Raw genomic sequence first — 13,912 nt, 5'->3', positions numbered from 1 at the left:
TTGATATTTTCTCTTTAATGTTGATAAGCTGTGGATAACATTTTAGCACTTATAAAAAAAACCACCGCTTGCGCGATGGTTTTTGTTTTTATCCTTCTGATAGAGCGTCAATTAGTCAACTATTTTTACCGTGCGACGTTTCTGCTCTTCTTCGACTTTCTTATTTACAATATATTGCTGAGTCATACTGAACAAGTTGTTCACTGTCCAATATAGTACCAAACCTGCTGGGAAGAATAGCATGAATGCGGTAAAGATAATTGGCAAGAACTTCATCACTTTTGCTTGCATTGGATCTGCTGGCTGCGGATTCAACTGCTGCTGGATGAACATGGAAACACCCATCAATAGCGGCAAGATGAACCAAGGATCCATGGCTGAAAGATCGCGAATCCACAAAATCCAAGGCGCATGACGCAGCTCGACACTCTCTACGAGCACCCAATACAAAGCTAAGAAAATTGGCATCTGCATCAAGATAGGTAGACAACCCGCCATCGGATTGACATTCTCTTCTTTGTAGATGGCCATCATTTCTTGCGACATTTTCATGCGGTCGTCGCCATGCTCTTCTTTTAGCGTTTTTAGTCTCGGCGCAATAGCGCGCATTTTTGCCATTGAATAATAGCTCTTATTAGAGAACCACATCAAAGCAATTTTGACTAAAATGGTGAGGATAATGATTGACCAACCCCAGTTACCCACAACTTTATGCACACCTTCCAAGATAGCAAACAAGACTTTCGATATTGGCCACAATAAACCGTAATCAACCGTCTTATTCAGACCAACTGCCACATCTTTTAGCTCAGACTGTACTTTTGGACCTGCGTACAGTGTGGCATCCAACGTCACTTGCTTATTCGGTGCGACATTGACTGGCTGACTGTTAAAGCCGATAAAGTAGTCGTTACCAGTCTCGCGGGTAAAGAATTTACCCGTGAAGTTTTCAGGCGTCCATGCAGAGACAAAGTAATGCTGTACGATGCCAACCCAACCTTTATCACTGGTCGTCGTCAACTCACCATCGCTGAAGTCTTTAAACTTCAGTTTATTGTATGGATCATCTGGCGTACCCCACGCACCACCTAGATAAGTCGCCATGCTCAGCGCGCCTTTATCAGACATGCCAGGATCTTTACTATCGTCGCGTTTTAGCTGCGCAAACATCTGACCTTGCCACGCATTGGTAGAGGCGTTTTGAATTTTGTAGCTAATATCGATCGGATATTTGTTTTCAGTAAAGGTGAATGTCTTGGTGATTGTCACGCCATCTTTTTTGTAAGTAAGCGGTACTGACAATGTCTGTTGCCCTGCTTCCATTACATAATTGTTGGCGGTGTGGCTATAAATCGCACGGCCTTCTGCCGTATCAATACCATTTTGACCAATCAAGCCAGACTGAGCCACGTATACACGGTTGCTGTTGTTTTCTAGCAATACGAAAGGCTTATCGCTATCGAGCGTCGCGTCATACTGCTTGAGCGCAGCATAGACAATATCACCGCCTTCTGGGTTGATTTTGATTTCATAGCGATCGGTTGTTACCGTGATTAATCCTGTGTCCTTTGCAGGGGTCGCTGTCACAGCTGCGTTATCCACAGGTAGGGTCTGAACCGGAATATCGCCTGCGGCACCAGTGGTAGAAGGAATGTCAGCACCTACTGAACTTGTAGTTTCTGGCACTGCTTCTACAGCTGGTGCATCGGCATAATCATCTCGCCATGCCAAAATCAGCAGATAAGCGGTAATTAGCATCGCAATGATGATCATCACCCGAAATATCTTTTGCATAAACCTTTCCTAGATTAAAAATTAGGGAATGAAAAATTAGGGCATGTGTCATGACTGTATTGCATAGTTATCATCATGATCGATAACCGCGTTGAGAGTCATTTACATAAAATGTGCATCATTTTACTAAAAATCTGCTTCAAATGATACCAAGAGTGTGGATAACTTGTGGGTAAGTCATTGAAGATGATATCTAAAGCCCGAAGTTATGATTTTTATGTTGTCTTCATTAAGTAGTTAAGACGTGGCACATACCCCTGACGATCTCGGTAAACACCCCATCCTCTACTATCGCTACTCGTTGTAGAAGGTATATATTGATACCGATAAGAAGATAAAGGGAGCGGGACAAAATCAATGCCGTGTCCACCAAGCGGATGACATTTACTAAGACGTTTTAACAGCAACCAACTACCTACACGAGTGCCATGCCACGCCAAAGCTTGTTTACCATAGTTTGAACAGGTGGGATAGTAACGGCAGCGAGCAGGTATGATAGGGCTAATTATTTTTTGATAAAATTTTATTATATTTAATATAAAAACAAAAATTATTTTATTTATTAAAACTAATAATTTTTTCATTTTATTTTTTTTCTATTTTTTTAAAAATATTATTTATTTCTTTTTTTAATTCTTTATTATCAATATCCTTTATCGATTTTTTTACTATAAAAACAATATCTTTATTTTCTAATTTAAAAGCTTTTGTACGGAACTGCTCACGGATATGTCGTTTAATCAAATTTCGAACGACAGCAGTAGGCACTTTACGCTTAGTAATCGCCATACCGATACGTGGCTTGTCACAGGCACTGGGTCTCACAAACGCCATCAAGTGGCTCTGATGTATCTTACGCTCAGGTGCGTCAAACACTTCACGAAAAGCTGCTGGTGTCAGTAGGCGCTGCTCTTTAGTAAAATTGGCTGTAGGTGTAGCTAAAAGAGATTTGGGCATGGTATGACCTAATATGATAGGGAATGGCGATATTAAAGATAATAGCAAAATATAGAAACAAAAAAAGCGCCGATGCGGGCGCTTTTAATATATGGCTAAGTGTCAGTTGTGATGATTGACTATTGCAATCTATAAACAATAGGAGCACAACAAGCAATATTAGCCATGCTTATCGCTATCTACTGATTATACAGTTAGACGATGACGTCCTTTAGCACGGCGACGAGCTAAGACCTGACGGCCTTTTTTAGTTGCCATACGAGCACGGAAACCGTGAGTACGTTTACGCTTGATCACGCTTGGTTGGAATGTACGTTTCATAACTCACCTATCAAAATAATGGACTAAATTCGTAATAACGGAGGATTATACCATCCAGTATAGTTTTGGTCAATAAACTAATTTAGCCTGTTTTCAGAGATTCAGTTTCTGCTATCAGATTGCTAGATATTATTTGTTCAATACTTCCGTTTTGTTTAATCAGTGTTTTTAGTTGACAGTAAATAATTTCTGAAGTTATCCACAGTTTTGCATGAAATCTATAATAATAATTAATTAATATATATAGAGTTGTTGTTATTGGGGCTTTACTTATCTGTGGCTAACTCCACTTTATCCTTATTTATCAAAACACTAGGCTATGGGTAAGGTTGTGGATAACCTGTGGGCTAAATATGGATAACTTATCTTGTAGAGTTATCCACAAAACTATCCACAGTCTTATCCCCAAAAAACAAGGTTTTATCCACAGGGTATTTATGTTAGATTAGCCCCTACTTCGTGTGTGGCTTCTCATAACTTTCCAGTGTGACTTTTAACATAGTTAATCACTGTTGATACCAAGTATTTCTGTAGAAGGTCAGGCTATTAAAGTTAATTATTATTGCAAATTATAGGGTTAGTATTTTTCATGATAGACACAGCAAATATTTGGGATAAATGTCTGAACGATTTGCGCTATAACGTTAAAGACAACGTTTTTACCATGTGGCTGAGACCTCTATCAGCTTATCAAGAAGCACAAACTCTGATCATTCTTGCGCCTAATGATTATTTTGTCACGTATATTAAAAAGAACCATCTTCAAGATATTCAGCAATTGGTTGCTAAGCACAGTCAAGGTAGCATTGAGGAGGTTGTTGTCCGTGTTGATAATGCTGGACGTGAGGTAGACGATAGTCAGCAGACAAAAACAGGATCATTATTTTTGGAGGATAAGCCCTCCCCTACTCCATCTGAGCATAAATTTGAATCTATCCATCATAATAATTCAAAAGCAGGTATCGACGCTAATATGCGTCAGGGAGAACTGATCGACTCAGTGGATGCCAAGTCATTAAGCTATCTCAACCCTGACTTTACTTTTGAGACATTCGTCACTGGTAAGTCCAACAATCTGGCCTACAAAGCTTGTTACGAGCTTGGTAAAAAACAATCAAAAAATCGACACAATCCTTTATTTATATATGGACCTTCTGGATTAGGAAAAACGCATTTAATGCATTCTGTAGCACATCGATATCTAAAAAATAATCAAAGTTTTTATTATTTTACTTCTGAAAAATTTATAAACCAATTGGTTTATTCATTAAGAAATAATAAAATAGAAGATTTTAAAAAGAAAATAAAAAAAGTAGATTTATTAATTGTAGATGATATTCACGTCTTAGCAGGAAAGACCAAAAGCAGTAATGAATTTTTAACATTGTTTGCAGATTTTACCAGTGGTGACAAACAACTGATTTTGGCTTCTGATCGTCATCCATCACAAATGACGGAATTTGATGAACGCTTTAGATCGCGATTTTCTTGGGGATTGACAGTCGCAGTTGACCCTCCTGAGATTGATACTCGCGTGCAAATTTTGCAGAAAAAAGCCGCTTCTTATGGCATGGTGCTGCCTAAAGAGTGTGCATTGTTTATCGCTCAAAACGTGGTATCCAATGTCAGACGTTTGGAGGGTGCTCTCAATCAAGTTTTTGCGAATGCCAATTTGACAGGTGCACAGATTACTCTTGAGATGGTGCAATACGCGTTAAAAGACATCGTTGCTATGCGTGTACAAGCCGTAAATATGGATAATATCCGAAAAATAGTCGCTGAATACTATGATGTAACGGTGAAAGACATTATGGGGCGTAAACGTACGCGTAGCATCGCCAGACCTCGCCAAATAGCGATGGCCTTATCGCGTGAGTTAACAGGTGATAGTTTTCCTGAAATTGGTCAATCATTTGGTGGACGTGACCATACTACAGTGATGCACGCTTGCGATAAGGTAAATGAATTACGAGCATCAGATCCAGCGTTTGACAAGGATTATAAGACGCTAGCGTTGATGTTACAGGCAGGTTAGTAGAGTGAGTCTTCACTGTATTTTAGGGAGAAAATATCGTTTATAATATTGAAAATATAAGCAGATAGATGCTCTGTAGATTATAGTCGGTAGACAAGGTATTATTAGACGATTACGTCAAATTTTTATAAAAAAATCATTCAAATAAGAGTAACTAAGCATGCAATTATCGATCAATCGAGAATCGTTACTAAAAGCTATCAACTTGATCGCCAAAGCCGCTGATAAACGCCATAATATGGTGATATTGGGTAATATTAAGCTGCAGTTATCAGAGTCCGAGCTTATCTTGAAAGCCTCAGATTTAGAAGTGGAGCTGACATCGACCTTGAAATTGCCTGCTGGTGCTTGTGTTGAAGCAGGAACAACGACGCTACCTGCAACAAAACTAAAAGATATTTGTAAGTCTTTACCTGCACAAGCCCAAGTTAACCTAGCGACTCAAGCGAATGAGCGTTGTTTGCTTACCAGTGGCAAGAGCCGTTTCACGCTAGGCACCTTACCAAGTGAAGACTATCCAAGCTTGGGCAATCCTGAAAATATCACGCCGTTGAACATCAGCCGTAGTCGATTGACAGATTTGATTCACAAAACTCAGTTTGCGATGGCAATTCAAGATGTACGTTATTATTTGACGGGTATGCTGTTTGATGTTTCACAGCAGCAGCTGACGACCGTTGCGACTGACGGACATAGATTGGCCTTGGCACGTAGCGTTATAGATGTGAGTGCTGATCTGAGCATGCAGGCTATCTTGCCACGTAAGGCAGTGATCGAGCTTGAGCGTTTGGCGACTGAGCTTGGCAAAATGCTAGGGGATAAGGACAATGCAGTGACGCTGAGTTTTGGGCGTGAGTTTTTGCAAGTGAGCTTACCATTTGGCGATGTAGATAGTGCAGGGCAAGTCAGCCAAAACCTAATGGTGACGTTTACTGCCCGTTTGATTGATGGCAAATTCCCTGATTATCGCCGCGTCATGCCAAGCAATACAGATAAGCTCGCGTTATTTAATCAAGAAAAAATGACTGACGTATTACGCCGGGTTGCGATTTTGAGTAATGAGAAGTCGCGCGGTGTGGTCTTTAATTTTGCCAGTGATGGTATGGTAGAGGTACGTGCCAACAATGCTGAGCAAGATGAAGCCGTGGAGATGATACAAGCCAAATATCAGGGCGAACCAATGGAGTTATCATTCAATGCTGCGTATCTACAAGATGTGCTAAGTGTTATTCAAGGTGATTTGCAGATGCATATGAGCCAATCGAATGCTTCAGTGTTGGTCAATCAGCTTAATGATGAGTTCCATCAATACGTCATCATGCCGATGCGTATATAGTCTGATTTTTTGCACATCATACAGCATTGAACCGCGCTAGCATCTTTTAAGTATTTACGCGGACAGCTTAAATTTAAATAAACTTTTGCTTGCTTTGAAAGCTGAAAATAATGGGCGGCTATCGATATCATGATTGAACGTCTACAAGTATCAAATCTGCGCAACCTCACACAAGTTAATTTGCAGTCGACCGTTTGCAACGTTGTCATCGGTGCAAATGGTAGCGGCAAAACCTCTTTACTTGAAGCGATATTCTTATTATCGAGAGGCAAAAGCTTTCGCCATCACCAGCCAAAACGTTATATACAGCATCATCAAAACCATGCAACGGTCTATGCTAAGCTCAATGATGATCGTACGTTGGCCATTCAAAAACAAGCAGATGCGACAACCATTCTGCGTCTTAATCAAGCGACTGTCTACAATCAAAGTATATTGACTGAGCAGCTGCCCACGCTATTGATAGATCCCTCAACGATGGATATGTTAGAGCAGGGTAGTGCCAGTCGTCGCCAGCTATTAGATTGGTTGGTGTTTCACATGAAACAAGGTTTCCACCCACAATGGGTCGCCTATCAACGCCTGTTAAAACAGCGCAATAGTTTACTAAAAAAGACTCGTCAATTGACGCAAGTCCAGCTAGCTGAGCTAAAGTCTTGGGATAAAGGACTAAGTAATCATGCGGCATTGATACATCATTATCGTGAGCAAGTATTTACTGAGTGGCAGCCTTATTTTGCCAAAAGTGTTCTGCAATTGTTGCCGTCTTATGCTGAGAAATTGAGCCTAAGTTATAACGCTGGCTATGACACTAATGTCGCGCTTGATGTACAGCTTAATGAGCGATTAGAGCAGGATTTACAGTTAGGATATACCCGTATAGGCAATCATCGGGCTGATATCCACGTACATTGGCGCTCTGATAATACTGTACGGTCTGATGATGTTATAGATAGTCAGGCGACAAATACAAATACAGCGTCCTCAAACCATGAGGTAAATGCTAAATTACCAACTCTAAAAGAGCAGGCAGCAAATGTATTGTCCCGCGGTGAAAAGAAGCTGCTTATTACTGCGCTACGCTTATCACAACTACCATTACTGCTCAATGATAATAAATATAGCGCTTCGTTCGCTAATAACTCAACATCGAGAGCGACTCCTGTCGTGCTACTAGATGACATCACCGCAGAGCTAGACGATAGGGCGATAGGTATTCTTTTATCAACATTAGCGCAGCTGCCTTGTCAGGTGTTCATGACCAGCTTGACGGATGATATCGTACATCTGGTTAATGAGTTATGGTCAAAACCTAGGTTGTTTCACGTGAAACAAGGTCAGATATGGTCTGTTGATTAATTCCTGTTGATTAATTCTTAATCGCTTATCATCACTTTAAGCATTTTCCTGCCTACTTATAACGCCTTTTATGCGTCCTTTACTGAGTATCACAGTCACGACTATTACTTATACTAGCTATTAGACAAAGACACCGACTCATAAGTCGTAAAACTCCCAGTAAACAGTGACTTACAGACAAAAAAATGCTAAAATAACCCTTTATTTTTGTCCTGTTCTCAGCAATTTATTCGATAGCATCATATAACAGACTTCTATTTTTTATTTCTTTATAAGTAATTGATAATTAAATATTTTATTTATTTCAATAGTTTTAACAATGGCTAGAAAAACAAAGACTATTACTAATAAGTAATTTGCCAATTTTATCTCTATGCAGCCTTTTTTAGGCTAACGGTGGTTAGTAGTTTAGCCGCTCATATGCACTCTAAGTGATGAATAATAGAAGTTGGTTTTAAGATGCCATCATGAGGTGCATTTTTATAAGTGCGCTGATAAAAACGGCTGATTATGGCTAGATTAAGGAATGTACATGAGTGATTCATTACCTATTGACCACGAGCAATTGATAGACGACAGTGCTACTGAAGCCGCTGTATCTACTGTAGTTTCAGAAGTATTACCTTCTGATTATAGTTCTAAGGATATCCGTGTACTACGTGGGCTAGAGGCTGTACGCGTGCGCCCTGGTATGTATATTGGTGACACTGACGATGGCACAGGCTTGCATCATATGGTCTTTGAGGTCGTGGATAACTCTATTGATGAGGCGCTGGCCGGTCACTGTGATCAGATTGATATCATCATTCACGAAGACGAGTCTGTCAGTGTGATGGATAATGGCCGCGGTGTACCAGTCGATATCCATCCAGAGGAAGGGGTGTCAGCGGCGCAGGTCATCATGACAGTCCTGCATGCAGGCGGTAAGTTCGATGATAATAGCTATAAAGTCTCAGGCGGTCTGCATGGTGTTGGGGTATCGGTCGTCAATGCGTTGTCTAAAAAGCTTGAGATGAATATCTGGCGTGAAGGCTATCATTACCGTCAGACCTATACTGATGGTGTACCTGACGCTGATATTCAGCAGATGGAAGCGACCGATCAAACCGGTACGCAAATCCGCTTTTATCCAAGCAGCGACGTATTCACCGGCACAGTCTTTGAATATGATATTTTGGCAAAACGCCTACGCGAGCTGTCATTTTTGAACTCCGGTGTGCGTATCGTTCTGACCGATGAGCGTATTGATAAGCGTCGTGAGTTTGAGCATAAAGGCGGCTTACTAGAGTTTGTCAGCTATATCAATGCAGGTAAAGACGGTATCAATGAAGTATTCCATTTTACCAGTCAGCAAGACGATGGTATCAGTGTCGAAGTCGCGCTGCAGTGGACCGATACGTATAACGAAAAAGTATTGTGTTTCACCAATAACATTCCGCAAAAAGATGGCGGTACGCATTTATCAGGTTTCCGCTCAGCCCTGACACGCGGCTTAAACAGCTACATGGATCGTGAGAATTTATTCAAAAAAGAAAAAGTCGCGGCGACTGGCGATGATGCTCGTGAAGGTCTAACGGCTATTGTCTCGGTGAAAGTGCCTGATCCAAAATTCTCAAGCCAGACCAAAGACAAGCTGGTCTCAAGTGAAGTGAAATCTGCTGTCGAATCAGCGATGCATGATAAGTTCAATGATTATCTGCTAGAAAACCCAAGCGCTGGTAAAGCCATTGCTAATAAAATCATGGAAGCTGCTCGTGCGCGTGATGCGGCCCGTAAAGCGCGAGAGATGACTCGCCGAAAGACGACTCTGGATATTGCAGGTCTGCCGGGTAAGTTGGCTGACTGCCAAGAAAAAGATCCAGTACTATCTGAGCTATATATTGTGGAGGGTGACTCTGCAGGTGGCTCAGCGAAGCAAGGTCGTAGCCGTAAGACTCAAGCGATTTTGCCGCTAAAAGGTAAAATTTTGAACGTTGAGCGTGCACGTTTTGACAAAATGCTATCGTCCGCTGAAGTGGGTAACCTGATCACGGCACTTGGCTGTGGTATCGGCCCTGATGAGTATAATCCAGATAAAGTACGCTACCATAAAATCATCATCATGACCGATGCCGATGTGGATGGCTCACACATTCGTACCCTGCTGCTGACATTCTTTTTCCGTCAAACGCCTGAGCTGATCGAGCGTGGCTATGTATATATCGCCCAGCCGCCGCTATATAAAGTGAAAAAGGGTCGTCAAGAGCTTTATCTCAAAGATGATGAGGCGCTAAAAGCGTATCTATTGTCATCAACCATTGATAGTACCAAGCTACATGTTAGTGCGGATGCGCCTGCTATTACAGGGCAAGCGCTTGAATCATTGCTGAATGATTATAACCAAACTCAGCTGATCAAAGCGCGTTTGCAGATTCGCTTCCCAGCGGTCATCTTGGATGCGTTGACGCATACGCCAAAGCTATCCGTTGATATGACTTATGATGAGTCTGCGATGCAGGACTGGCAAAAAGCCATGCAGGCTCAGCTTGACGTCTTTGGTAGTGAGTTAAATCCTGAGATTGAGTTGGTCAATATTCATGCACCGCAGTCACAAGATATGGATTCAGCGGCTGCCGATCTATTGGGTATGACACCTGCAATTGGCACTGAGGCCACAAGCACCGCAGAAGGCGAAGCATCAGACAATGAGGCTTTATCTACTAAGGCGCAGTGGCTACCACGTGTCACAGTCTATGTGCATCAACTGGCACACCATTATCTGTTAGATGCTAGCTTTATCAACTCAAGTGAGTATGGCAAACTGTTACGTCTATCAAGCGAATGGAACACCCTGCTTGAGAGTGATGCCTTTATCCGCCGTGAAGCAAGTGCGGGCACGACTAAAGATATCCCAGTACGTGACTTCGATTATCTCTGGCAGCAAATGATGCTCGACGCGCGTCGTGGTCTGGCTATCCAGCGCTACAAAGGTCTAGGTGAGATGAACGCCGACCAGCTATGGGATACCACGATGGATCCAGAAAACCGTCGTATGCTACGTGTCACTATCGAAGATGCGATTGCCGCTGATCATATGTTTACCTGCTTGATGGGTGATCATGTCGAGCCGCGTCGTGTCTTCATCGAAGAAAATGCGTTAACCGTCTCAAATCTAGATATCTAATTTTGAAACTGATCAGTAACAATGTATAAAAATACCGCTTCGATAGACGAAGCGGTATTTTTGTTTCACATGAAACCTTTTTTATAAAGCTAATCATACCTACTATTCGAGTTAAGAGAAAATACCATGATTGAAGTAGTGCTGCTCGCGATTGCACTCGCGATGGATGCGTTTGCTGTATCGATAGGACTGGGCGCAAAGTCACAGAAACAAAGCCAGCAATATGTACGTCATCTCGCTATTTATGCCGCATTATATTTCGGTATCGCGCAGGGTGTGATGCCGTTCATTGGGTATTTATTGGGTGCAGCGCTACTGGGTTGGTTGGCGGCGGCCGCGCCTTGGATCGGCGGTATCATCTTAATTGCGCTGGGTGGCAAGATGCTGTACGAAGTGCTCAGTGGTGAGGATGACGAAGACGATATTGACGTGGGTAGTAGTGTCATTAATCATCGCACGATGTTTACGCTAGCGATTGCCACTAGTATCGATGCCATGACAGCTGGATTTACGCTAAATTTATTGGCCTTGAACGCGTGGTTCGCTTGCTTGATTATCGCGGTCGTAACGGCTGTGTTTGGCTGGCTTGGGGTTTATTTGGGACGTCGCTCAGGCACATGGCTAGAGGATAAAGCCGAAGTATTGGGCGGTGTGGTACTGATTGCGATTGGTATCAAAGTCATGTTCTTTGGCTAGTCTATTTATAGTCAATCAATATTAAAAGTGGTACAAGGCAGACGAGTGCAAGTACTACAGTAGTAGGCTAAACGAGTCTAACGCTGTAACACTTTAATAGTGGTTCGACTATAGAGTTTCACTTAGCCTTTATGCAAAAAGCACCGCCTTGAATATCAAAGCGGTGCTTTTTTGTTTCACGTGAAACTTAGGCGTATTATGTATTCAACGACTATTCTTCGTCGGTATCAAAGCGCCACGCGAGTACACGAGTGCTCTTTTGACCTTGGCTCATCTCAATGATACGCATTTGCGCGACATTAAGCTGCTTTAATAGTAGTTGTAAAGGTTTCACGTTTTCAGATTTTGATACTAACGTCGTGAACCAGCCGACATGCTCAGCATAGCTTTGGCTCTCTTTTGCCATCTTGGTCAAAAACGCAATCTCGCCACCTTCACTCCACAGCTCTTTATGCTGACCACCGAAGTTTAGGTTTTGCGCCGCGTTACCTGACTTGGTTGAATGACGGCTGATTTGCTCGCTTTCATTTTTGCCGCGATGACGTTGCAGGTTGTGCTGCTTACGACTGTTGGCTTCCATCGCTTCTTCTAATGAGGCGTGAAACGGAGGGTTACACACCACCACATCGAAATAATCTTGACGATCAATGATGTTTTTAAAGATGAACTTAGGCTCAGGCTGTAGCTTTACTTTGACCGCGCTTTTTAGCTTAGGATTGGCGTCACAAATGAGGGCGGCAGTATTGACCGAAACCGGATCAATATCGCTTGCGGTAAAGCGCCAGCCGTAGCTTTGGCTACCGACAATCGGATAGATCGCACTGGCACCCGTACCGATATCAAGGGCGTAAATCTCTTTACCGATCGGCGGTGTGTTGTCGGCATTCACGTGCGTGGTCTGCGCGAGTAAATCCGCAATATAGTGAATATAATCGGCACGCCCAGGGATTGGCGGACACAGATAGCCGTCAGGAATATCCCAAAACTTCACGCCGTAATAGTGCGCCAGTAGTGCTTTGTTGAGAGTACGAACCGCCTGATGATCCGAGAAATTAATCGTCGGCTCGCCTTTAGGGTTAGTGATGGTATGCTCAGCAAGCTCAGGCAACGCGCGAGTCAATACGGCAAAGTCGTAACGACCTTGATGTGGATTGCGCGGATGCAATTGGCCGAGTTTTTTGGCGGTCGCAGGCGATCGGTTTCTGTGTTTACTATTGGCAGGATTACGGGTCATGGGCTTACTTGTCATAATGTCAGGCTACGATATATGGATATAAGTCAGCAGTGTAGCAGATTTCACCGCTCGCAAATAAGTTATCGATGGCCTATCGATGACGCAAGATCAGGTTGAGCCCCAATACGATCATCGCAGACCCCAACACACGGTCGATCCAATGCTCAAAACGCTGAAATCGTCGATGAATTGCAGGGACAGAGAGTAGCATCACCACGGTGCTAAACCATGCCATCTGTAAGACCATCATCCAGACGCCATAAATCGCCAATTGCCAAAGTGGGATGTCTGGCGATAGCACAAGGGTAAAAATCGCCACAAAATAGACAGGCGCTTTTGGGTTGAAGACATTGCAGAAAAATCCACGGCGCAATGTGGTAAAAGTATCGTTAGGCGTTGTAAATTTGGTATGAGTAGAGGCGTCTTGCTTTGCTTGTAAATGCTCAATAGGTGCGTTTTCCTGCGTTACTGACGCTGTTAGTTCTACTGGCTTTTTAGGTTTGGCCTGAATACCTTGCCACCCCAGATAGATCAGATAGCCACCGCCCAGCCATTTGATCGCGGTCAATAGCGGCTGCGAGTGGGCAATCACCGTTGCCAATCCCAGCACCGAATAAATGATATGCACCGACAGCCCCAAGGTAATACCCAGACTACAAATCAAACCAGTACGCCGACCCTTAGCTAAGGTCTGTTGTGAGACCAACACAAAATCAGGCCCTGGTGAGGCGGCCGCCAGCAAGTGAACGCTAGTGATTAGCAAAAACCCATGCCAAAACTCCATAAAACCCTCTATACCTTGATATTTTACCCAACCTAGTCTGAATCATAGTTGCACTTATCACAAATGAGTTCAACTTTTATCTATTATCGCGCCATTCGAGTCATTGCTATCGCTTGTGTTATGGTTATATGCTGTCTATATTAAATGAAGTATTAAAAATAGTCCTATCGACAAATCGCTATAAATAAGCGAGCAAGATTCGACGATATAACTAGGGCGTGTTGAACATTCGC

The 13,912-nt window shown here is 42.7% G+C and carries 11 protein-coding genes; 5 read left to right on the top strand and 6 right to left on the bottom strand.

Annotation, left to right across the window (positions count from 1 at the left end):
* Positions 1-111 precede the first annotated feature (111 nt).
* From yidC to rpmH, 4 genes are all read right to left on the bottom strand, one after another.
* Positions 112-1,794 (bottom strand): membrane protein insertase YidC, encoded by a 1,683-nt coding sequence (yidC, locus tag B3V51_RS04770; RefSeq protein ID WP_093070251.1) that lies wholly within the window; start codon positions 1,792-1,794, stop codon positions 112-114.
* A gap of 215 nt (positions 1,795-2,009) precedes the next feature.
* Positions 2,010-2,378 (bottom strand): membrane protein insertion efficiency factor YidD, encoded by a 369-nt coding sequence (gene yidD / locus B3V51_RS04765; protein WP_093070248.1) that lies wholly within the window; start codon positions 2,376-2,378, stop codon positions 2,010-2,012.
* 1 nt (position 2,379) lies between these two features.
* On the bottom strand, positions 2,380-2,751 hold the full coding sequence (gene rnpA, locus B3V51_RS04760) for a ribonuclease P protein component (protein ID WP_093070245.1): 372 nt from the start codon (positions 2,749-2,751) through the stop codon (positions 2,380-2,382).
* Between the two features lie 186 nt (positions 2,752-2,937).
* Positions 2,938-3,072: a 50S ribosomal protein L34 gene (gene rpmH, locus B3V51_RS04755; RefSeq protein WP_007394757.1), complete on the bottom strand. Its 135-nt coding sequence runs from the start codon at positions 3,070-3,072 to the stop codon at positions 2,938-2,940.
* A 589-nt stretch (positions 3,073-3,661) separates the two neighbouring features.
* Here rpmH and dnaA point away from each other — a divergent pair.
* The 5 genes from dnaA to B3V51_RS04730 all read left to right on the top strand — a co-directional run bounded on the left by dnaA (position 3,662) and on the right by B3V51_RS04730 (position 11,661).
* Positions 3,662-5,107: a chromosomal replication initiator protein DnaA gene (dnaA, locus tag B3V51_RS04750; protein WP_093070242.1), complete on the top strand. Its 1,446-nt coding sequence runs from the start codon at positions 3,662-3,664 to the stop codon at positions 5,105-5,107.
* 160 nt (positions 5,108-5,267) lie between these two features.
* Complete coding sequence (gene dnaN / locus B3V51_RS04745) at positions 5,268-6,443, top strand: DNA polymerase III subunit beta (protein WP_093070240.1); 1,176 nt, start codon at positions 5,268-5,270, stop codon at positions 6,441-6,443.
* Between the two features lie 129 nt (positions 6,444-6,572).
* Positions 6,573-7,802 carry a DNA replication/repair protein RecF gene (gene recF, locus B3V51_RS04740; RefSeq protein ID WP_093070238.1) on the top strand — a complete coding sequence of 410 codons (1,230 nt, stop codon included), beginning with the start codon at positions 6,573-6,575 and terminating at the stop codon, positions 7,800-7,802.
* 532 nt (positions 7,803-8,334) lie between these two features.
* Positions 8,335-10,965, top strand: a complete 2,631-nt coding sequence (gene gyrB, locus B3V51_RS04735) for a DNA topoisomerase (ATP-hydrolyzing) subunit B (RefSeq protein WP_212564055.1) — start codon at positions 8,335-8,337, stop codon at positions 10,963-10,965.
* 126 nt (positions 10,966-11,091) lie between these two features.
* Entirely contained in the window at positions 11,092-11,661 is a 570-nt protein-coding gene (locus B3V51_RS04730) for a manganese efflux pump MntP family protein (RefSeq protein ID WP_212564054.1), read from the top strand.
* Positions 11,662-11,872: 211 nt separating this feature from the next.
* Here B3V51_RS04730 and rlmF read toward each other — a convergent pair whose 3' ends face one another.
* Together rlmF and B3V51_RS04720 are read right to left on the bottom strand one after the other, a co-directional pair.
* Positions 11,873-12,910, bottom strand: coding sequence for a 23S rRNA (adenine(1618)-N(6))-methyltransferase RlmF (gene rlmF, locus B3V51_RS04725; RefSeq protein WP_212564053.1), 1,038 nt, complete (start codon positions 12,908-12,910; stop codon positions 11,873-11,875).
* 76 nt (positions 12,911-12,986) lie between these two features.
* Positions 12,987-13,679, bottom strand: a complete 693-nt coding sequence (locus tag B3V51_RS04720) for a LysE family translocator (RefSeq protein ID WP_212564052.1) — start codon at positions 13,677-13,679, stop codon at positions 12,987-12,989.
* Between the last annotated feature and the right edge of the window lie 233 nt (positions 13,680-13,912).

The organism is Psychrobacter sp. UBA2514 (assembly GCF_002341255.1).
Lineage (GTDB): Bacteria > Pseudomonadota > Gammaproteobacteria > Pseudomonadales > Moraxellaceae > Psychrobacter > Psychrobacter pacificensis.
Note: the sequence above shows the minus strand (reverse complement) of the source record. Positions and strands in the feature narration are given on the sequence as shown.

Excerpts from the sequence above, each read along its gene's own strand:
- yidC (WP_093070251.1), bottom strand. The coding sequence starts at position 1,794 with ATGCAAAAGATATTTCGGGTGATGATCATCATTGCGATGCTAATTACC.
- yidD (WP_093070248.1), bottom strand. The coding sequence starts at position 2,378 with ATGAAAAAATTATTAGTTTTAATAAATAAAATAATTTTTGTTTTTATA.
- rnpA (WP_093070245.1), bottom strand. The coding sequence starts at position 2,751 with ATGCCCAAATCTCTTTTAGCTACACCTACAGCCAATTTTACTAAAGAG.
- rpmH (WP_007394757.1), bottom strand. The coding sequence starts at position 3,072 with ATGAAACGTACATTCCAACCAAGCGTGATCAAGCGTAAACGTACTCAC.
- dnaA (WP_093070242.1), top strand. The coding sequence starts at position 3,662 with ATGATAGACACAGCAAATATTTGGGATAAATGTCTGAACGATTTGCGC.
- dnaN (WP_093070240.1), top strand. The coding sequence starts at position 5,268 with ATGCAATTATCGATCAATCGAGAATCGTTACTAAAAGCTATCAACTTG.
- recF (WP_093070238.1), top strand. The coding sequence starts at position 6,573 with ATGATTGAACGTCTACAAGTATCAAATCTGCGCAACCTCACACAAGTT.
- gyrB (WP_212564055.1), top strand. The coding sequence starts at position 8,335 with ATGAGTGATTCATTACCTATTGACCACGAGCAATTGATAGACGACAGT.
- B3V51_RS04730 (WP_212564054.1), top strand. The coding sequence starts at position 11,092 with ATGATTGAAGTAGTGCTGCTCGCGATTGCACTCGCGATGGATGCGTTT.
- rlmF (WP_212564053.1), bottom strand. The coding sequence starts at position 12,910 with ATGACAAGTAAGCCCATGACCCGTAATCCTGCCAATAGTAAACACAGA.
- B3V51_RS04720 (WP_212564052.1), bottom strand. The coding sequence starts at position 13,679 with ATGGAGTTTTGGCATGGGTTTTTGCTAATCACTAGCGTTCACTTGCTG.